We start from the raw sequence: 18,339 nt of genomic DNA, 5'->3' as shown, positions 1-18,339 counted from the left end.
CCCCCCCCCCCCCCCCCCCCCCCCCGCCGTGGTCGTCCTTGTTGAAGAGGGGTTTAGCTGGTCCGCCGGCGCTGCAGCCAGGGCTGCAGGAGCCCGGTAACCCAGGGCAGTACCCAGTACGCCATGATCGGGGTGAGGATGGCCGTGGTGATGAGCACGCGCAGCGGCATCAGGATGTCATCCCAGCCCGGAACGGCCAGGCCAACCAGCCAGGTAAAGACCAGATTGACCGGGAAGAAGCCGAGCCAGATGGCTATCGCCTGCTTCCAGCGCGGCGGCTTGAAAGGCGCCTCGAGGTCGGTGGTGGCCGACGGCGCGTCGAACCAGCCCTCAATGCCGGTGCGGCGGATGACGGTGCGGTCTTCAACCAGGTCCCGCCCCTGTGCCAGCCAGTCCTGGCGGTGCTGGGAGTGCTCCCAGGCATCCAATGAGGACTCATCAGCGAAGCGGTACAGCATGTGCCATTCGTCGGAGGTGGCGGAGGCGCGGACCCATCCCGAGCCGAGGAAGCCGGGCCAGGTATTGGCGAGGTTGACGCCCTCCTGGACCCAGTGCGTGGCCTCGGACACACGGTGGGGATCGACCCGCCGGGTGATGGAGACCGTCACCGCCTCCGGCCCCCTGGCCGGAAGGGTGTCAGTGTGCGTTGATGTCATGCCTTCCAGTATCCGGATCCCGGGCCGGTGTTCCGAATCTGCAGGTCAGCGGCCCACAAGGGGGGCTTCGGGGGCGCTCCTCGGGCCGCTCCCGGGGCGGACGCCCGGCCGGACCCCCGGCCGGACCCTGGGCCGGACCGCTAGCCGTAGAGCTCGGCGGCAAGGTCCAGCATGGCGCTGACGCTTTGCGACGGACGGACGGCGTCCGGCCAGACGATCGATACCGGGACCGGACGGACCGCCGGGCGGATCGGCCGCACCACCAGGGACCGGCCCTCGTAGGATTGGCCGCCGGCCGGCTGCTGAACCAGGATGGCGAAGCCCATGCCCCGCCCCACCAGCGAACGAGTCACCTCGTAATCGGTAGTCCGGAACCGGATATTCGGCTGCAGGCCTGCGGCGTCGAACATGGTCATGGTGTTTTCGCGGCTGGGATTCACATCCAGCAGGATCATCGGTTCCGCGGCAACGTCAGCCAGGGCGAGGTCCTCGCGGTCAGCCAGCGGATGGTCCGCGGAGAGCACGATCGACGGCTCCGCATCGTAGAGCTTCTGCCGGTTCAGACCGGCCGGGAGGGAGAGATCGTAGGCAATGGCGACGTCGAGCCGGCCGCTGGAAAGCCGGCGCTGCACCTCGGTCTGCGGGCCGTCGAAGAAATCGAGCTGCACCAGGGGATGGCGCCGTCCGTAGTGGTCAATCAGCCGGGCAAGGACCGTGGGGGCCAGCGTCAGGTAGCAGCCGAGGGTCAGGGAGCCACGGAGTTCCGCGCCGGCGTCACCGGCATGCAGCTCCAGGTCCGTGGCCTCCACCAGCAGTGACTTGGCGCGGGTCAGCACGTACTGGCCGGCAGCCGTGAGCGTGACACCGTGGGCCTTGCGGCGGATCGTCAGCTGGGCGTCAAAAACCCGTTCCAGGTTGTTGACCGCACCGGATACCGCGGACTGGGAGACGTGCAGGGACCCGGCCGCCGCAGCAATGCTGCCCTGTTCGGCCACAGCCACGAAGGCCTCCAGCTGCCGCAGTGTATACCGGGCCATGCATAACCTCGCTAAAACCGTGGATGGTGGACTCTTTCTTGTACTTTACCGGGGATATGATCCACACCACACTTGGTCTCAGACGAGTCGACTCAGATGTGTTGACGTGGACCCTTCCACCAGGAGACCAAAGATGACCTTCCCGGGAACAACGGAAACCGCCGGCTGCCCCTTCACCGGAGCAGGCAATAAAGCCGGAACCGCTGTAGATCCCCTGCCCGCTCCCCCGCTCCCCGTTCCGGCAGCGGACAACCCACCACCCCGGGACGCCCCGGTGGCCGACTGGGTCACTATCCCGGACCTGTACCGGGACCCGTTCCCGATCTACCGCCGCATGCGTGAAGAAGCGCCGGTGCACTGGGTCCCCGCCGTCAACCGCTACATGGTGACCAGCTACGCGGCCTGCCACACGATCGAGCAGGATGCAGAGACCTTCTCCGCCAATGAGACGGGCTCGCTGATGAAGCGTGCCATGGGCCACTCGATGCTGCGCAAGGACGATCCGGAGCACAAGCGGGACCGCGACTCCTACGGCAGCACGCTGCGGCCCGGGACCATCAAGAATCACTGGAATGCGGTCTTCGAGGCCAACAATGAGAAGTACCTCGGCGAACTGGAGCGGAAGGGGCCGGGTGCCGACTTCGTCTGGGACTACGCGGCACCGTACGCAGCGGAGAACCTGCGGCTGATCTGCGGCTTCCACAACGCCACGCAGGTGGACATGCAGCGCTGGAGCCAGACCATGATCGACGGCACCGGCAACTACGCCGACGACGCCGGGGTCTGGGCCAAAAGCGCGCAGTCCTCCGCCGAGGTGGACACTGCCATCGATGAGATGCTGCCCTACCTCAAGGACCACCCGGACCACTCGCTGCTCTCCGGGCTGGCATCCCTGCCGATCCCCCTGGAAGCGATCCGCGCCAACCTGAAGATGACCATCGGCGGCGGCCTGAACGAACCGCGCGATGTGCTCGCCACCACCGTCTGGGCCCTGCTCAATAATCCCCGCCAGCTGGCCTCAATCAACGGGGATCCGAAACGCTACGCCACGGCCTTCGAGGAATCCGTCCGCTGGGTGGCGCCGATCGGCATGTACCCGCGGGAGGTCACCCGGGATACCGTCCTGGACGGTGTCCGGCTGCCCCAGGGAGCACGGGTGGGCGTCGTCCTCGGCGCCGCCAACCGCGACCCGCTGGTCTTTGAGGACCCCGAGACCTTCAACATCGACCGGCCGAAGAAGCCGCACCTGGGTTTCGGCGGCGGCGCACATTTCTGTGCCGGCACCTGGGTAGCCCGGGCACAGGTGGCGCAGGTGGCCATGCCCGCTCTCTTCGACCGTCTCCCCGGCCTCCGGCTGGACCCGGAGAACGCCTCCATAGATGCCGGCTGGGTCTTCCGCGGCCTGGTCAAGATGCCCGTCCTCTGGGGCTGAAACCCCGTTTTTTGCTAGGAGAACCATGAACACCATTACCTTTATCCAGCCTTCGGGTGCACCCGCCATCGTCACCGTCGAGCCCGGCACGTCCCTGATGCGGGCTGCCGTGACCAACGGCGTTGACGGGATTGTTGGCGAGTGCGGCGGGCAGGCCATGTGCGCCACCTGCCACATCTACGTCCGCCCGGAATTCGCCGGTGCCCTGCCGGCAATCAGTGACGACGAGGAAGAGATGCTCGACTGCACCACCGCCGAGCGTACCGACCGCTCCCGGCTCGGCTGCCAGGTCAAGGCCTGCACCGAGCTGGACGGCATCGTCGTCGACGTCCCCTCGGACCAGGTGTAGCGCATGCCGGTCGTCATTATTGGCGGAGGGCAGGCCGGACTGCAGGTTGCCGACAGCCTGCGCGGCGGCGGTTACACCGGCACCGTCACGATTGTGGCGGACGAGCCGGGTCTGCCCTACCAGCGTCCCCCGCTGTCCAAGGACTATCTGGCAGCCGGTGCGGATCCGGCACCGCTGCCGCTGCGGGCCGCCTCGTTCTTCCCTGAGAAGGACATCGCGCTGCTCGACGGCATCAGCGCCGTTTCGGTGGACCGGGCGGCCAGGACCGTAGCCCTCAGCGATGGCAGCGTCCTGCCCTATGAGCACCTGGTCTTCGCCACCGGCGCAGCCAACCGCGTCCTGGGCTGCGACGGCGCGGAGCTGCCCGGGGTGCACGGGCTTAAGACCCTGGGCGACGCCGAAGCGCTGCACGCCGCACTGCCGGCAACCCGTGACGTTGTGGTGGTGGGAGCAGGCTTCATCGGCCTGGAATTCGCGGCCGCGGCCCGGGCCCGGGGCTGCAGCGTCACCGTCCTGGAATTCGCCGCCCGTCCAATGGGACGGGCACTGAGCCCGGCGATGAGCGACTGGTTCACCGCCGCCCACGCGGAACTGGGGGTTCGGCTGCAGCTGGGCGAAGGCATCGCCCATTTTGAGGCCGGACCTGACGGCCGGGTGATGACAGCCGTTTCCACCACCGGTGCCCGCTATCCGGCGGACCTGGTGGTCGCCGGCATCGGGGTCGTCCCCAATGATTCGCTGGCTGCCGCGGCTGGGTTGGAAACCGCCAACGGCATCGTGGTGGACGAGGCCCTGCGGACCTCCGACCCGGCCATCCTCGCCGTGGGAGACTGCGCCAGTTTCCCCTCCGTCCATGCCGGCGCCCGAAACCGGCTGGAGTCCGTGCAGAATGCGACGGACCAGGGACGGCACGCCGCCCAGACCATCCTCGGGGCGCCGGCGGCCTACACCGAACTGCCCTGGTTTTGGAGCACACAGGGAAGCCTGCGGCTGCAGATCGCCGGCCTTTCGACCCCCGGGGACACCACCGTCCTCAACGGGGACCCGGCAGCCGGCAAATTCTCCATCCTGTGTTTCCGGGACGGGCGGCTCGCCGCCGTCGAGTCCGTCAATTCGCCCGGGGATCATCTGGGTGCCCGCAAGCTCCTGGCCGCCGGCCGCGGCCCCTCCCCCGAGGAAGCGGCAGCACCCGGCTTCAGCCTCAAGGCCTATGCCCGGCAGGCCGCGCCCAGTCTCGTGTAGACGTTCTGCCCGCTTTTCCGTTCCACCGTCCGCAGTTCCGCATCACTTCACCATCTGGAGACCCTATGAGCACACCACGGTCCGACGCCGGTTCCCGGAGGACGCAGCGCCGCGTTGCCTTCGCCACGATCGTCGGCACCACCATCGAGTGGTACGACTTCTTTATCTATGCCACGGCCGCGGGCCTGGTTTTCGCCCAGGTGTTCTTCGCACCGGCCGGCGAGTCGATCGGCCTGCTGCTCGCCTTTGCGTCCGTGGGCATCAGCTTCCTGTTCCGTCCGCTGGGTGCTTTCCTGGCCGGGCACTTCGGCGACAAGATCGGCCGGCGTCCGATGCTGGTCCTGACGCTCATCCTGATGGGCATCTCCACTACCCTGATCGGTGTCCTGCCCACTTACGAAACGGCGGGGCTGCTGGCACCGGTGGTGCTGCTGCTGCTGCGGATCCTGCAGGGCATTTCCGCCGGCGGCGAGTGGGGCGGTGCCGTCCTGATGGCGGTGGAGCATGCTCCGCCCAGCCGCCGCGGACGGGCCGGGTCCTTCCCCCAGCTCGGCGTTCCCCTGGGCATGCTGCTCGCCTCCGGTGTGACAGCCCTGATGACCGGCTGGATTTCTCCGGGCGACGCATTCATCGAGTGGGGCTGGCGGGTGCCGTTCCTGCTCAGCATTGTGCTGATCGCGGTGGGCTACCTGGTGCGCCGGGCGGTGGAGGAATCCCCGATCTTCACGGAAATTGCCGAAAAGAAGCAGCAGACCAAGGTGCCCGTCGCCGAGCTGTTCCGCAAGCACTGGCTTCTGGTGATCCTGGCCGCCCTGGTCTTCGCAGGCAACAACGCCGCCGGCTACATGGCGACCGGCGGATTCATCCCCAGCTACGCCACCGGCGAGAAGGTGGGCCTGGACCGCACGGACGTCCTGTTGGCGATCACCTTCGCCGCCGCGATGTGGTTTATTTTCACGCTGCTCTCCGGCTTCGTTGCGGACACCATTGGCCGGAAGCGGACCTACCTGATCGGTTTCGGCGTCCAGGCGCTGATGGTCTTCCCGCTGTTCTGGCTGATCGACACCGGGTCGCTGCCGATGCTCTACCTGGCGCTGGGGCTCTTCGCCATCGGCCTGGGCATGAGCTACGGTCCGCAGGCCGCCTGGTACAGCGAGATCTTCCCGGCGTCCGTCCGGTTCTCCGGGGTCTCGATCTCCTACGCGCTCGGAGCGATCCTGGGCGGGGCGTTTGCGCCGACCATCGCGCAGGCCCTGATCAACTCCACCGGCACCAGTGCGTCGGTGTCCCTGTACCTGCTGGGTATGACCGTTGTGTCCATTGCCGCCGTCCTGGTGCTGCGGGACCGGCCGGGAATCGACCTGTCCATCAACAACCAGGCCGAGCAGGAAGTCGGTGCCACCGTTTTCGACAAGCGGCGGGCTCCGGCCTTCGAGAAGGTCAACAGCTAGCCTGCGGCCCTCCTGGTGCTGCCGAGCGCGGCCGAGCCGCTCCGTTTGGGACAAATCGTAGGCTTTGGGACTTTCCTGCCGTGGCGCCACGGCAGGAAAGTCCCAAACTGGCAGCATTGCCCCAAAGCGGAGCCACACCGAGACCGGAATAGCCAGAGCTGGCCCTCCTGGTGCTGCTAGCCGAACAGCGCAGCGCCCTGCTCGGCGAGCAGCACCAGGGACAGGCAGACCATGATGATGCCGCTGGCCAGGGTGACGGCGCGGGCTCCGGCGGGCCGGGAGCGCAGCAGCCGCCGGGCAGCGAGCGCCACGCAGGTGTAAATAACCACGGACACCGCGAAGTGGGACAGGCCGAGGATCAGCGACTGCAAAGGGACTGCCAGGACGGCGCCGGCATCAACGAACTGCGGGATCAGTGCCAGGTAGAGCAGCAGCGCCTTGGGGTTTGTGGCACTGGTACCGAGTCCTTTCAGGAAGTCCGTGCGTGCGGCAGGACCCGCCGGCACCGGCGCAGCCACGGCAATGCTCCCCGCCGTGCCCGGCCCCCCTCCCAGGCCAGCGGCGGTCACGGCACGCCCACCCGCCGCCGTCGTCCCGGGAACGGCAGCCGCTGCTGCGGGAGCCGCCGTCGTCGTATCCGCTGTGAAGCCGGCCGAACGCCAGGTGCGCATCGTCGAGATACCGAGCCACAAGAGGTACGCAGCGCCCAGGAGAGTGATGCCCACCAGCAGCTGCGGAGTGGCGGCAATCAGCGCGGCGAGTCCGGCGACGATCAGCGCCGTGTGGAACAGGTAACCGGCGGACAGTCCGGCTACGGCCGGGGCAATCCGGTTGCCGCGCAGGCCGGCGGAGATGCTGTACGCCCAGTCAGCACCGGGAGTCATGGCCAAGGTGATAGAGACGGCCGCGAAGCCCGCGAGCAGCGATAAATCCATTCCTTAACCCTAGGGATCCGACGGCGATAAGTGCTTACCGGTTAATGCCTGCCAGGGCTGTTCGGCAGTATGATTCTTGCGTGATTGACGCTATTGATCGGGAAATATTGCGCCTGCTGCAAATCGATGGGCGAATGACTGCCACCGCCCTGGCCAGCGAGGTAGGCCTTACCGTGGCGCCGTGCCACCGCCGAATCAAGGAGCTGGAGCGCAGCGGCGTGCTCACCGGGTACCGCGCCGTCGTGGATCCGGCCGCCGTCGGGCTCACCTTCCAGGCCCTGGTGTTCGTCACCCTGCGTGACCGGCAGCAGATGCTCACCTTCGAGGACGAGGTGGGCCGGATCGAGCAGATCGTCAAAGCGGACCGGCTCTTCGGCGAACCGGATTTCCTGCTCAAGGTCATCGCTGCAGATCTGCAGGCCTACCAACAGTTCTACGACGAGGTGCTGGTTGGCCTTCCCGGTGTCGAAAAACTGACCAGCACCATCGTGATGAAGACGGTTAAGGAAGAGGGAGCCCTCCCCCTGTGACCCGCTGGCCCTTCCGCGCGTAGATTGGAACCCATGCCAGTGCAGCAGCAGGAACTTACCGTCAACGTCGGCGACGGGACTGTCACCGCCGTGTTTGCACGGCCCGATGACGCGTGGGCGTCCATGGTGGTCGCCCACGGTGCCGGGGCGGGAATGGAGCATCCGTTCCTCACCGGGTTTACCGACGCGCTGAACGACGGCGGCGTGGCCACCTGGCGCTTCAACTTCCCCTACCGGGAGGCCGGGAAGAAGTTCCCCGACCGCGCCCCTGCGGCGATCGCTGCCTGGCGTGCGGTGATGTTCGCCGCGGAGGATAACGCCGGCGGGGTGCCGGTGTGGGCGGCGGGAAAGTCCTTCGGCGGGCGGATGGCGTCGATGGCCGTTGCCGAGGGCATGCACGCGTCCGGGCTGGTGTATCTGGGCTATCCGCTGCACCCACCCGGCAAGCCGGAGAAGCTGCGGGACGAACACCTCTACGGGCTGGCCCTGCCCATGCTGTTCCTGCAGGGCACCCGGGACCCGTTTGCCCTGCCCGGGGAGCTGGAGCCCATCGCTGAGCGGATCGGCCCGAAAGCCGTGGTGGAGCGGATCGAGGGCGCCAACCACATGTTCGAGGTGCGCGGGCAGAAGCGTTCCCAGTCGGATATCGGGGCGTCGCTGGCAACTCCGGTGCTGGAGTTTATGCGGGCGCATCCGGATGCGGGGTAGGGCTGGATCCTGCTCGCTGGACTCTGCCTGCCGGGGGTGGGGTGCCGGAAACTGGCTAGCGGGCGCAGCGGCCGACCAAGGTTCCCACTCTTCGTTGTCTGTGTGGCTGATGTGACCCCATCTGCCCCACTAGCAGTCATAGAGTGGGAACCCCGGTCGCGCGGCGGCCGCTGTCCGGCGCAGTTTACGATCCGTTGTTACCCCCGGGGTCTGCCACCGACCGCGATGTCCAGAAACTCCCGCAGGGCTTCCGAGGAACTGTTGGCCGGACTCCACACGGCTTTGAACTGCCGCTCCAGCGGCTGCCTCTGCACCGGCACTTCCACCAGCCTCCCGCTTCTCACCGCCCCCTCGACTGCGAGAACGCTGAGCACTGCGGGACCAAGGCCCGTGACAACACCCTGGCAGATCGCAGCGTTGCTGTTGAGTTCCATCAATGGGTCAGCACGGTGGGAACCGACCAGCTGATTCAGGAAAGCCCGGGTCCCAGACCCTTCTTCCCGTTCAAGCAAACCGGTGCCGGCCAGCTCGTCAAGGCCCAGCGGCCGGGTCCGTGAGGCCCAGGGATGCCCGGTGCCGCACACCACCGCCATCCGGTCGGTCCAGACCGTCACGGACTGCAGCTGCGCCGGAATTTCGGGGGTCTCCACGAATCCCAGAGTGACCTCCTCCGCAAGGACAGCATCCAGCACCTGGGCTGAGTTCAAAACCCTCAGCTTCGTCTCGACCGAGGGCATCCGGGCACGGAATTCTCCGATCCATCCGGGCAGCAGATGCTCAGCAATCGTCATGCTGGCCCCCACGGCGAGTTTCACCTGACCGGCATCCGCCAGCGCCGCAGCGCCGGCCTCGAGCCGCTCCACGGCGTCGAGCACCTCCCGGGCCCACTCCGCAGTCAGGGCACCTTCCCGGGTCAGGGTGGACCCGCGTGTGGAGCGGGTGACCAGGGGATAGCCCAGCCGTCGTTCGAGGGTCTTGAGCGAGCGGGTCGCATTCGACTGGGCCATGCCGGCATTCCGGGCAGCAGCGCTGAGACTGCCGTGTTCGCCGATTCCCACCAGGAGCCGCAGCGCAGGAAGCTGCAGCCAGTTTTCAACGGGCGGTCGCTGCATAGGCATATCAGCATCATATGCCTGCGGTGCCGAAGTTATGCCTACCGGCCGGTGAGTATGGCTGAGAGGTTCTAAACATGGAAATCACGCAACATCAGGCGCCTGCTCCAGAGCATGACGCCAGCCTGTCCAGCAGCACTTCTGCCTCCCGCACCACCACCGCTGCGAGTCGGTGGGCTTCTTATCTGCCCGGACTCTCCGTGACCGTGGCCGGGGCGGGGGCAGCCTGGTTTATCGCGCAGCTGATCCCCGGGATCAGCCCGCTCCTGATCGCTATCCTGGTCGGAGCACTCTGGCGGAACCTCGTCCGGGTCCCCCGCCGGCTTTCCCCCGGCGTCGCCTTTTCCTCCAAGAAGCTGCTGCGCGCCGGCATCGTCCTGCTCGGGCTGCAGCTTTCCCTCTCCTCCATCCTCGGACTCGGGCCCGGAGTCCTCCTGGTTGTCGCCGCGTCCGTCGGCATCACCTTCGGTGTCACCCTTATCGCCGGGCGCTTGATGGGGATCAGCCTGACACAACGCCTCCTCATCGCTTCCGGCGTCTCCATCTGCGGCGCCGCTGCTGTTGCCGCAACGGAGAACGCAACGGACGCCAAGGAGGAAGAAACCGCGACGGCGATTGGCCTGGTGGTCCTGTTCGGCACCCTGATGATCCCGGCAGTGCCGTTCCTGGGAAGCCTGCTGGGGCTGGACGCGGAGTCAACCGGCATGTGGATCGGCGCTTCAACGCATGAGGTGGCCCAGGTGGTGGCCGCCGGCAGCGCGGTCGGCGGCGGCGCCCTGGCGGTGGCCGTCACGGTAAAGCTCGCCCGCGTGCTGACCCTGGCTCCGATGGTCGCCGGCATCTCGCTGTACATGCGCAAAACCGGAGCCGTGGCCGATGGAAAGCGGCCGCCCATTGTTCCGCTGTTTATCGTCGGCTTCCTGGCAGCGGTGCTGCTGCGCAGTTCGGGAATTGTCCCGGACCCGCTTCTGGCTGCGGGGCAGATTCTGCAGACGATCCTGCTGGCGGCGGCCATGTTCGCACTGGGACTCGGCCTTGATATCAAGGGACTGATCCGGGTCGGCGGCCGGCCGGTCCTGCTGGGGCTGGGCGCCACCGTGCTGATCCTCGGCGTCGCACTGGCCGGAACCCTGCTCTTCCCGCCGCTGTGAGCATCCGGCCGCTTTAGGGCGGGCCGCGGCGCCGCTTGATGTCCGCCCGGCTGAGCGCCGGGTTACGCAGGAACGCATTCACCTGGCACGCGCGTCTCGGATTTTGACGGACATGCATCCCCGCTGCCACGATCAAAGGGACCGCAGACCCCCTGCGGCGGCTCTACCAGGAGGACCATTGACACCCGCTCCCGCACTGCAGGCAGTTTTCTGGGACATGGACGGCACGCTTGTGGACACCGAACCGTACTGGTTCGCCGCTGAGAAGGAGCTGATGGCCCGGTTCGGCGTCACCTGGACCGATGAGCAGGCAATGGAGCTGGTGGGCAACGCCCTGCCGGACTCGGCCAGGAAACTCCAGGAAGCGGGAGCCGATCTCGGCGCACGGGAAATCCTCGACACGATGCTCGCGAGCGTGGTCCGCAAAGTGCAGGAAGAGATCCCCTGGCGCCCCGGAGCACGGGAAATCCTGGCGGAACTCAATGCGGCGGGCGTGCCCAACGCAATGGTGACCATGAGCGAGAGCACCCTGGCACAGGTCATCGCCGATCAGCTTCCGGAGGGAACCTTCCGGTTCCTGGTCACCGGAGAGATGGTGACCCTGGGTAAACCGGATCCGGAGCCCTACCTGCTGGCGGCCAAGCTGATGGGCGAGGAACTGGGCACCTCCGTGGACCTGGACCGAGTGGTAGCCGTGGAGGATTCGCGCCCCGGCGTAGCCTCGGCAAAGGCCTCCGGCGCCGTGACCGTTGCCGTGCCGAACGCCGTCGACGTACCCGAACAGCCCGGCATCACCCGCTGGGAAACCCTCGCCGGCCGGACGGTGGCGGATCTTGAGGCGCTGGTGGCGGAGCGGGCTTCCCTGCAGGTCTAACCGGACCGGCAGCCTCAGGCGGGCACCCGGGGAACCGCCGATTCCTTGAGCGTTCTGCCCAGGTCCGCGGCGGCCTCCGGCGGGATGTCCAGTCCGCGGGTCAGGGCATTGCGCACTGCCATGAAGTCCCGCGGGGTGTTGACACAGTCAGCGGCAATGATCCGTCCTTCCCGGTAATAGAGGACAGCGAACTTTTCGCTCTCTGGATCGCCCCGCAGGACGGTGCTGTCGTGTCCGGCGGAGAGGCCGGCGATCTGCAGCATCAGGTCCCCCTGGTCCGACCAGAACCACGGCACCGTCCGGTAGTCCGCTTCCAGCCCCAGCAGGGACCGGGCTGCCGTTTTGGCCTGTTCGACGGCGTTCTGGACGCTCTCCAGCCGCAGGTTCCCATTGCCGTAATCCGCTGTGAACGGATTGGGCATATTCGCGCAGTCCCCGGCGGCAACCGTAACGCCGTCTGAGGCCACTGCGCGCGAATCCACCACAACGCCGTTGCTGACTTCCAGCCCAAGACGTTCGGCCAGTTCAGTGCGCGGCAGCACGCCGACCCCGATGACGACGACGTCGGCCGGCACCGTGGTGCCGCCGGCCAGTTCCACCCCGGTGACGCGGCCGTTTTTGCCGGCGATGCGGACGATACCGGCGTTCAGGAGGACCGTGGTTCCGCGGCGGCGGTGTGCCTGGAGGTAGAAATCGCTGATCGTTTCGCCCACGGCCCGTCCCACCAGGCGCGGTGCTGCCTCGATGATGGTCACCTGTTTGCCGGCCGCCCGGGCAGCGGTGGCAACCTCCAGTCCGATGAACCCGCCGCCGATGACCGCGACGCTGCGGGCGCTGCCCAGCGAGCGGTGCAGGGATGCTGCCTGGTCGGCATCGCGCAGGTAGCAGACGCCCGCCAGGTCGGCCCCGGGAAGGGCCAGCTTCCGCGGCACTGCTCCCGTGGTCAGCGCCAGCCGCGCGAAGGGGAACACTCTGCCGCTGGTGCCGACGGCGGTGCCGCCGTCGGCGTCCCGGGAGATATCCGCGATCTGCTCCCCGGTCACCAGCTCAATGTCCTCCCGGACAAACCACTCCGGGGTCCGGAACGTCAGGGATGCCGCGGTTGCTTCCCCCTTGAGGAAGGCCTTGGAAAGAGCCGGCCGCTGGTAGGGCAGATGCGGCTCCTCGCCGACCAGGATGATCGGGGCGGTGTCGCCCAGTTCCCGCAGCGTGCTGGCCAGCTGCACACCGGCCTGGCAGTTTCCGACAATCAGAGTGGCACCAGCGGAGTTGGCTGTTCCCATCATCTAAACCTGCGTTTCCGGAATGCGGACCCGGATATCCGTGGCTACGGGGAGCTGGCAGGAGAGGCGGCTGCCTTCTTCCCGCTCGGCTGCCGCGCAGTCCAGCATCTCGTCCTCCACAGCGAGCATTTCCGGCAGCGCCGCCCGGTCACCGGGATCAACGTAGACGTGGCAGGTGGCGCACATCGCGCTGCCGCCGCATTCGGCAACAATTCCGGGAACTCCGGAGGAAACCGCCGTGCGCATAACGCTGGTGCCGGCTCCGGCGTCGACAATCATTTCAGTGCCGTCAGGCTGGACAAAGGTTACTTTTGGCATGGTGGGCTCCGGTGGTTTGGACGGACGCGGTTCAGGCGGACGGGGTGAGGCGAAGCGGCAGTGAATCCAGTCCGCGCAATGTGTTGTTGAGTTGCTGCACGGGCGCTCCGATGATCTCGATCTTCTGCACGCGCCGGGCCAGTGCGGAGAGGATGCATTCACCCTCCAGCCGGGCGAGCATCTGGCCCAGGCAGGCGTGGATGCCGAACCCGAAGCCAACGTGGCCCATGGTTTTGCGGGTGATGTCAAAGTCTTCCGGGTTCTCCCATCGGCGGGGATCCCGGTTAGCAGCGGCAATAAACATCAGGATTTTGGCGCCTTCGGGAATTCTGGTGCCGGAAAGTTCAGTCTCGCGGGACGTCGTACGGAAGAAGGTTTGGACCGGTGATTCGTACCGGATCGTCTCTTCGAATGCGGCGCGGGCCAGCGACGGGTCATGGTGCAGCAGCCGGTACTGCTCCGGATGTTGGGCAAGGCAGAGCAGGGCGTTGCCGATCCCGTGAACGGTGGTGTCCACGCCGGCTGAAAGGAAGGAGCGCAGCAGCCTGGCGGAGTCCTCGGCGGCGTAGCCGGCCTCTGCAGCGGCGGCGTGGATCCGGTTCCCCAGCCCGTCCCCCTGGAGCGCACCGGGTTGGCACTGTTCCATCACCCAGCCGGCTGCCTGCGAGCCCTTTTCCATGGCTTTTTCGAAATGCCCGTTGCGGGGTCCGAAGGTATTAAAGACCATGGAGCCGTAGGGCAGCAGATTCTCCCGGCCCTCCTTGGGGAGCCCCACAAAGTCCGGGAAAACTTCAAGCGGGTACGCCTCGGCCAGGTCCTTGACTCCGTCAATGTCGCCGAGTGCCGCAACCCGTTCCGCCACGTGCTCCGCCCGTTCCTGGAAACCGGCCTTGAGCTCGCGCAGGAATTTGGGGTTGAGAATGCTGGTGACAACATGCCGCGCCCGGGTGTGCTCCGGCGGATCGGCCTCCAGCAGCAGGCTTGGTGCCCGCCACGGTTTGTCTTTGCGGAAATCCGTGATGCCGACGCCGGCGGAGGAAATAAACGTTTCATGGTCCGCGAAGACCTGGGAGACCTCGTCGTGGCGGGCAACGGCCCAGACCTGATAACGGTTCAGCCAGGTCACGGGTCCGGATTCGCGCAGCTGGACGTGGGCCTCGTACGGATCGGCCAGAAAGTCATCGGCGAACGGGTCCAGGTCAAGAACGGGGATCTCGAATTCAGTCGTGGTGGTCATGGCTTTCCTCCTACTCGGCGAGCAGTGGACGGGTGTCCAATGCGGCGTCGATGATGTTGTATTTGTGCATCAGGTCTGCCGTTTTCTGCAGCTGGCCGCCGTCGAGCCTGCCCTCGAACCTGGGCATTTCGATTTGCTCCACGACCTCCGCGGGAACCTTGGTAAACGTTGGGACCAGCTCGACCAGCCGCGCACGGTTGTCCTGGAGTTCCTCCCCTGAGGCCGCGATGGCCTTGCGGAACGCTTCGACTGCCTCGGGATTTTCCTGCAGGAACGTCTCCGTTGTGATCCATCCGGCCACCGGCATTCCGTCGACCGGACCGGTGAACAGGTCGGAGAGTTTGACGAACCCCGCGGCGGCCGCACTGGCCTGGAACGGCTCAACCTGCCAGATGGCGTCCACCGCCCCGCGTTCCAAAGCGGCCTGCATATCCGGGTACGGCATCTCGATCAGGTCCACGGCCGAAGGATCCAGGCCGGCGTCCTCAAGCAGCGCATAGACCGCAACTGAACCGATGTTCTGGAGATTGTTCACCGCGAACGTCTTGCCGGCCAGATCCTCCACCGTTTCGATGCCTGAATCCTCCGCGACGAAGATACCGTGGTCAGCGGCACCGACGTCGTTCCCGGAAATGAAGCGCACCGGCAGCCCCTGCTTCACCGCCAGCAGCGCCGAGGTGTAGTTGGCATAGGCCACATCGATGTCGCCCGAGATCAGAGTGGGAATCGCAGCGGCCCCGCCCTGCGTCTGAACCAGCTCCACGTCCAGGCCCTCAGCTTCGAACAGGCCGTTTTCCTCGGCATTGACGGCGGTGGAGGTATGCACCAGGGGGAAGTAGCCCACCTGCACGGCTTCCCCGGCCGCAGCCTGCCCCGAGGAACCGCAGGCAGCCAGCCCCAGAGCGGCGCCAGCCACAGCCGTGAGTGCGAAGTAACGCCGGTGATTTCTGCGTCGATCCATGGTTTTCCTCCCAAAGGGCGCCTCATTGCGCCGGATGCAAAGCTCTGGCTGGAATCGGATCTTCACCGGCCCGACTCCGTTGCACTGAGTATGGGATGTGTCACAATTCAGGCTCCAGCTCGTTTCCGTTGAAAGGAAAATATGGCCAACGCTTCTGCCGGGAGGTCCGCGCTCAGCCGGATTATGCAGATTCTGGGTACCTTCGACGTGGACTCGGCCTTTCTCACCGTGTCCCAGTTGTCGCAGCGGAGCGGCCTGCCGCTGGCAACGACCCACCGGGTGGTGGCGGAACTTGAGCAGTTTGGCCTGCTGGAACGGGAACGGGATAAGACCTACCGCATAGGTGTGCGCCTGTGGGAGATCGCCTGCCGCACGCCGGGCGCCCTGGGTCTGCGGGAAATAGCCATGCCCTACCTGCAGGACATCCATTTTTCTGTTCGGCAGCACGCCCAGCTGGGCATCCTGCAGGGCCATGAAGTGCTGTTCCTGGAACGGCTGTCGACCCGGAATGCCGTCGTCAACGTGACCCTGATCGGCGGCCGGCTGCCGCTTCATGCCTCCTCCAGCGGGCTGGTTCTGCTGGCACACGCTCCCGGCAGTTTCCAGGCCGAGGTTCTGACCTCCGGGCTGGTGAAATACACCGAAGATACGGTCCAGAGCCCGGCTCACCTCCGGCGTTTGCTCGCCCAGATCCGCGAACAGGGCCACGCAGTGGGCAGCGGCTTCATTCATCCCGCTGCCCGGGGAATTGCCGTTCCGGTCTACGGATTGAAGGAATCAGTTGTTGCCGCCATCAGTGTGGTGGTTCCGAATGACTCCGCTCCGGCGCTTCCCACGGTCCGTCTACTCAAGGACGCCGCCCGCCAGATTTCGGCAGCGCTGCAGGCCGCGTATCTGCCGCCGGGCGGCCCCGAGTCAGCGGGCGGCGGCAAATACCGCGCTTTGGTGCATTCCTCCAGGAACTCCATGGAGTTCCTGGAGCAGCACCGAAAGGATCACCCGCTGTGATCGGGCTCACCGTTCCGGGCCGCTGTAGGGCGGCCGTATCTCAGTACGGGCCCTGGTGAAGGTGCCGGGTTATGAACATGCAAGTGTCAGACCGCAGGGATAGACTTTCAAAAAGCTTTCAAAAAATGGGGGAACCATGGATTTCGCAGAACGCCTGCTCGCATTGGCCGCAAAAGTACGGCAACAGCGGGCCTCAATCGAGACTGAAGAGGCAACGAAGAACGCGTTCATTATGCCGTTCATATCCACGATTCTTGGCTACGACGTGTTCAACCCCTTAGAGGTAGTCCCCGAGTTCACCGCCGATGTTGGCGTAAAAAAAGGCGAAAAAGTCGACTACGCCATTGTGCATAACGGTGAAGTTCAGATTCTTATCGAGTGCAAGAAATCGAAGGAACCCGTCAAGATAGAGCACGCTTCTCAGCTCTACCGCTACTTCGCCGTAACCAACGCGCGAATCGCCATCCTGACCAACGGTGAGCACTACCAGTTCTTCACTGATCTGGATGCACCCAACCGGATGGATGCGAAGCCTTTCCTCGTACTTGACCTCAACGACATCGATGAGACTCTTATACCGGAATTGCAGAAGCTGTCCAAAGATGTCTTCGACCTCGATTCGGTCATCAACGCGGCGGGTGAGTTGAAGTACATCGGCCAAATTAAGCGCATCATTGCCGCCCAGTTCAAAGAGCCGGATGACGATTGGATCAAGTACTTCACCTCTCGCGTATATGAGGGAGCGGTCACGCAAAAGGTTCGAGAGCAGTTCACTCCCCTAGTCATCAAAGCCGCTAAGCAGTTCCTCAACGACCAGGTAAATGGCAGGCTGAAAACGGCTTTGGGGACGGACACACTTCAGACTGCTAATGCAGAACAGTCAGCTGCCGCGCTGACGAGCGAACCCGAGGTGGAGAAGGATCTAGCGGACAATGACGGAATCGAGACGACCCTTGAGGAACTCGAAGGTTTCCAAATCGTGCGCGCAATTGTCTGTAGCGAAGTAGCCCCTTCCCGGGTAACACAGCGAGATGCAAAGACGTACTTCGCTGTGCTTCTTGATGACAATAACCGGAAGCCCATAGCCCGGCTTCACTTCAACCGAAGCCAGAAGTACGTGGGTATCTTCGACGAAGACAAGGTGGAAACCCGGATGCCGATCAACTCGCTGGACGAGATCTACAACCATGCCGAAGCGCTTCGAAAGAGTGTCCACAGCTACCTCTGACGTGATGAGGTGGACGGCGCGGATTCCGCCGTCCACCTTCTACGCGGACTCAAATCCCCGCACCTTTTGACCGGATTTCAATACGGCGTGTGCTGGTGCAGCGCGAGTTTATAAAAATGGGAGTGTCACGCTGGTTGACTCTTCATGCTGCCGAACCTTGTCATCGATACTTTGATGTACAGATCAACACCTAGAGGAACCACACCGAGGGGACAGGGCAGGACTATGCAGGAGTTTTTGGACCAGGCCACATGGACGCATCCGCCTGTCAGCAGCGAAGCCGACGGCGGCAATCTCCTGGTTGAGGCAGTCCAGGGCAGCGACTACTGGGAAAAGACGTACTACGGTTTCCAGCGGGATTCAGGGCACGCCCTCCTTGCTCCCGTCACTGGAGACGGCGCCCTGGAAGTCACGTTCAAAACCTCCTACGACAGTCTTTATGACCAAGCCGGCCTCATGATCCGCACCGATGAGTCCAACTGGATCAAGGCGGGCGTCGAAATCACCGACGGTGAACCTCATGTGGGTGCCGTCGTGACGCGTGAATACTCCGACTGGTCCCTCAGCCCCGTGCCGGAATGGGCCCACACCAACGTAACCATCCGTGCCAGCTGGACGGGGAACTCGGTGGTCCTTCGAGCACGCAGTGAAAAGGCGCCCTGGCGGACCATCCGGGTGGCGCATCTGGACATCACCGGTTCCACCAGGGCCGGCCTCTACGTCGCAGCACCGGAACGGGCGGGACTCACCGTTTCCTTCTCCCGGGCCTCTTTCGGTCCTGCCGATGAGAGTCTTCATGCCCAGCCCGCGGAGCAGCACTAGAAGGC

Annotated in this window: 19 protein-coding genes; 11 read left to right on the top strand and 8 right to left on the bottom strand. The window is 65.3% G+C overall.

The window, feature by feature from the left end; all coding sequences use genetic code 11:
- Window positions 1-53: 53 nt before the first annotated feature.
- Window positions 54-656: an antibiotic biosynthesis monooxygenase gene (locus H9638_RS02790; RefSeq protein WP_191745645.1), complete on the bottom strand. Its 603-nt coding sequence runs from the start codon at window positions 654-656 to the stop codon at window positions 54-56.
- A gap of 140 nt (window positions 657-796) precedes the next feature.
- The gene (locus tag H9638_RS02785; RefSeq protein ID WP_191745644.1) at window positions 797-1,693 is read right to left on the bottom strand and encodes a LysR substrate-binding domain-containing protein; all 897 of its coding nucleotides are present in this window, start codon (window positions 1,691-1,693) and stop codon (window positions 797-799) included.
- 133 nt (window positions 1,694-1,826) lie between these two features.
- On the opposite strand from H9638_RS02785, the gene H9638_RS02780 reads away from it, so the two are divergent.
- The 4 genes from H9638_RS02780 (at window position 1,827) to H9638_RS02765 (ending at window position 6,167) form a co-directional block, all read left to right on the top strand.
- Window positions 1,827-3,125, top strand: coding sequence for a cytochrome P450 (locus tag H9638_RS02780; protein ID WP_191745643.1), 1,299 nt, complete (start codon window positions 1,827-1,829; stop codon window positions 3,123-3,125).
- A gap of 25 nt (window positions 3,126-3,150) precedes the next feature.
- Window positions 3,151-3,474, top strand: coding sequence for a 2Fe-2S iron-sulfur cluster-binding protein (locus H9638_RS02775; protein WP_191745642.1), 324 nt, complete (start codon window positions 3,151-3,153; stop codon window positions 3,472-3,474).
- 3 nt (window positions 3,475-3,477) lie between these two features.
- Window positions 3,478-4,716: an NAD(P)/FAD-dependent oxidoreductase gene (locus H9638_RS02770; RefSeq protein ID WP_191745641.1), complete on the top strand. Its 1,239-nt coding sequence runs from the start codon at window positions 3,478-3,480 to the stop codon at window positions 4,714-4,716.
- 65 nt (window positions 4,717-4,781) lie between these two features.
- The gene (locus tag H9638_RS02765) at window positions 4,782-6,167 is read left to right on the top strand and encodes an MFS transporter (RefSeq protein ID WP_191745640.1); all 1,386 of its coding nucleotides are present in this window, start codon (window positions 4,782-4,784) and stop codon (window positions 6,165-6,167) included.
- 176 nt (window positions 6,168-6,343) lie between these two features.
- On the opposite strand, the gene H9638_RS02760 is transcribed toward H9638_RS02765, so the two are convergent.
- Entirely contained in the window at window positions 6,344-7,102 is a 759-nt protein-coding gene (locus H9638_RS02760; RefSeq protein WP_191745639.1) for a LysE family translocator, read from the bottom strand.
- 80 nt (window positions 7,103-7,182) lie between these two features.
- On the opposite strand from H9638_RS02760, the gene H9638_RS02755 reads away from it, so the two are divergent.
- Together H9638_RS02755 and H9638_RS02750 are read left to right on the top strand one after the other, a co-directional pair.
- Entirely contained in the window at window positions 7,183-7,632 is a 450-nt protein-coding gene (locus tag H9638_RS02755) for an Lrp/AsnC family transcriptional regulator (RefSeq protein ID WP_318241758.1), read from the top strand.
- 33 nt (window positions 7,633-7,665) lie between these two features.
- Complete coding sequence (locus tag H9638_RS02750) at window positions 7,666-8,340, top strand: alpha/beta hydrolase family protein (RefSeq protein WP_191745638.1); 675 nt, start codon at window positions 7,666-7,668, stop codon at window positions 8,338-8,340.
- Window positions 8,341-8,537: 197 nt separating this feature from the next.
- Here H9638_RS02750 and H9638_RS02745 read toward each other — a convergent pair whose 3' ends face one another.
- On the bottom strand, window positions 8,538-9,458 hold the full coding sequence (locus H9638_RS02745; RefSeq protein ID WP_191745637.1) for a LysR family transcriptional regulator: 921 nt from the start codon (window positions 9,456-9,458) through the stop codon (window positions 8,538-8,540).
- 71 nt (window positions 9,459-9,529) lie between these two features.
- Here H9638_RS02745 and H9638_RS02740 point away from each other — a divergent pair, with 71 nt between their 5' ends.
- Together H9638_RS02740 and H9638_RS02735 are read left to right on the top strand one after the other, a co-directional pair.
- Window positions 9,530-10,603, top strand: a complete 1,074-nt coding sequence (locus H9638_RS02740) for a YeiH family protein (protein ID WP_191745636.1) — start codon at window positions 9,530-9,532, stop codon at window positions 10,601-10,603.
- Between the two features lie 178 nt (window positions 10,604-10,781).
- Window positions 10,782-11,477, top strand: coding sequence for an HAD family hydrolase (locus H9638_RS02735; protein WP_225216886.1), 696 nt, complete (start codon window positions 10,782-10,784; stop codon window positions 11,475-11,477).
- A 14-nt stretch (window positions 11,478-11,491) separates the two neighbouring features.
- Here H9638_RS02735 and H9638_RS02730 read toward each other — a convergent pair whose 3' ends face one another.
- Genes H9638_RS02730 through H9638_RS02715 form a run of 4 tightly spaced genes read right to left on the bottom strand, consistent with a single transcriptional unit; the run spans window position 11,492 to window position 15,276 of the window.
- Window positions 11,492-12,763, bottom strand: coding sequence for an NAD(P)/FAD-dependent oxidoreductase (locus tag H9638_RS02730; protein ID WP_225216885.1), 1,272 nt, complete (start codon window positions 12,761-12,763; stop codon window positions 11,492-11,494).
- Complete coding sequence (locus H9638_RS02725) at window positions 12,764-13,078, bottom strand: 2Fe-2S iron-sulfur cluster-binding protein (RefSeq protein ID WP_191745633.1); 315 nt, start codon at window positions 13,076-13,078, stop codon at window positions 12,764-12,766. It abuts the gene before it with no gap.
- Between the two features lie 31 nt (window positions 13,079-13,109).
- Window positions 13,110-14,315 (bottom strand): cytochrome P450, encoded by a 1,206-nt coding sequence (locus H9638_RS02720; RefSeq protein ID WP_191745632.1) that lies wholly within the window; start codon window positions 14,313-14,315, stop codon window positions 13,110-13,112.
- A 10-nt stretch (window positions 14,316-14,325) separates the two neighbouring features.
- Entirely contained in the window at window positions 14,326-15,276 is a 951-nt protein-coding gene (locus H9638_RS02715) for an ABC transporter substrate-binding protein (RefSeq protein WP_191745631.1), read from the bottom strand.
- 141 nt (window positions 15,277-15,417) lie between these two features.
- On the opposite strand from H9638_RS02715, the gene H9638_RS02710 reads away from it, so the two are divergent.
- From H9638_RS02710 to H9638_RS02700, 3 genes are all read left to right on the top strand, one after another.
- Window positions 15,418-16,284, top strand: coding sequence for an IclR family transcriptional regulator (locus tag H9638_RS02710; protein WP_191745630.1), 867 nt, complete (start codon window positions 15,418-15,420; stop codon window positions 16,282-16,284).
- 136 nt (window positions 16,285-16,420) lie between these two features.
- On the top strand, window positions 16,421-17,512 hold the full coding sequence (locus H9638_RS02705; RefSeq protein WP_191745629.1) for a type I restriction endonuclease: 1,092 nt from the start codon (window positions 16,421-16,423) through the stop codon (window positions 17,510-17,512).
- Window positions 17,513-17,737: 225 nt separating this feature from the next.
- A complete protein-coding gene (locus H9638_RS02700; protein ID WP_191745628.1) occupies window positions 17,738-18,334 on the top strand; it encodes a DUF1349 domain-containing protein in 597 nt (198 codons plus the stop codon).
- The last annotated feature ends 5 nt before the right edge of the window (window positions 18,335-18,339 follow it).

It is taken from the genome of Arthrobacter pullicola (assembly GCF_014836875.1).
Taxonomy (GTDB): Bacteria; Actinomycetota; Actinomycetes; order Actinomycetales; family Micrococcaceae; genus Arthrobacter_B; species Arthrobacter_B pullicola.
Note: the sequence above shows the minus strand (reverse complement) of the source record. Positions and strands in the feature narration are given on the sequence as shown.

What these genes read in the sequence shown, in the direction of transcription:
- H9638_RS02715 (WP_191745631.1), bottom strand. Translation starts at nt 15,276, where the DNA reads ATGGATCGACGCAGAAATCACCGGCGTTACTTCGCACTCACGGCTGTG.
- H9638_RS02730 (WP_225216885.1), bottom strand. Translation starts at nt 12,763, where the DNA reads ATGATGGGAACAGCCAACTCCGCTGGTGCCACTCTGATTGTCGGAAAC.
- H9638_RS02700 (WP_191745628.1), top strand. Translation starts at nt 17,738, where the DNA reads ATGCAGGAGTTTTTGGACCAGGCCACATGGACGCATCCGCCTGTCAGC.
- H9638_RS02745 (WP_191745637.1), bottom strand. Translation starts at nt 9,458, where the DNA reads ATGCCTATGCAGCGACCGCCCGTTGAAAACTGGCTGCAGCTTCCTGCG.
- H9638_RS02705 (WP_191745629.1), top strand. Translation starts at nt 16,421, where the DNA reads ATGGATTTCGCAGAACGCCTGCTCGCATTGGCCGCAAAAGTACGGCAA.
- H9638_RS02790 (WP_191745645.1), bottom strand. Translation starts at nt 656, where the DNA reads ATGACATCAACGCACACTGACACCCTTCCGGCCAGGGGGCCGGAGGCG.
- H9638_RS02775 (WP_191745642.1), top strand. Translation starts at nt 3,151, where the DNA reads ATGAACACCATTACCTTTATCCAGCCTTCGGGTGCACCCGCCATCGTC.
- H9638_RS02720 (WP_191745632.1), bottom strand. Translation starts at nt 14,315, where the DNA reads ATGACCACCACGACTGAATTCGAGATCCCCGTTCTTGACCTGGACCCG.
- H9638_RS02750 (WP_191745638.1), top strand. Translation starts at nt 7,666, where the DNA reads ATGCCAGTGCAGCAGCAGGAACTTACCGTCAACGTCGGCGACGGGACT.
- H9638_RS02740 (WP_191745636.1), top strand. Translation starts at nt 9,530, where the DNA reads ATGGAAATCACGCAACATCAGGCGCCTGCTCCAGAGCATGACGCCAGC.
- H9638_RS02710 (WP_191745630.1), top strand. Translation starts at nt 15,418, where the DNA reads ATGGCCAACGCTTCTGCCGGGAGGTCCGCGCTCAGCCGGATTATGCAG.
- H9638_RS02725 (WP_191745633.1), bottom strand. Translation starts at nt 13,078, where the DNA reads ATGCCAAAAGTAACCTTTGTCCAGCCTGACGGCACTGAAATGATTGTC.
- H9638_RS02765 (WP_191745640.1), top strand. Translation starts at nt 4,782, where the DNA reads ATGAGCACACCACGGTCCGACGCCGGTTCCCGGAGGACGCAGCGCCGC.
- H9638_RS02770 (WP_191745641.1), top strand. Translation starts at nt 3,478, where the DNA reads ATGCCGGTCGTCATTATTGGCGGAGGGCAGGCCGGACTGCAGGTTGCC.
- H9638_RS02780 (WP_191745643.1), top strand. Translation starts at nt 1,827, where the DNA reads ATGACCTTCCCGGGAACAACGGAAACCGCCGGCTGCCCCTTCACCGGA.
- H9638_RS02785 (WP_191745644.1), bottom strand. Translation starts at nt 1,693, where the DNA reads ATGGCCCGGTATACACTGCGGCAGCTGGAGGCCTTCGTGGCTGTGGCC.
- H9638_RS02760 (WP_191745639.1), bottom strand. Translation starts at nt 7,102, where the DNA reads ATGGATTTATCGCTGCTCGCGGGCTTCGCGGCCGTCTCTATCACCTTG.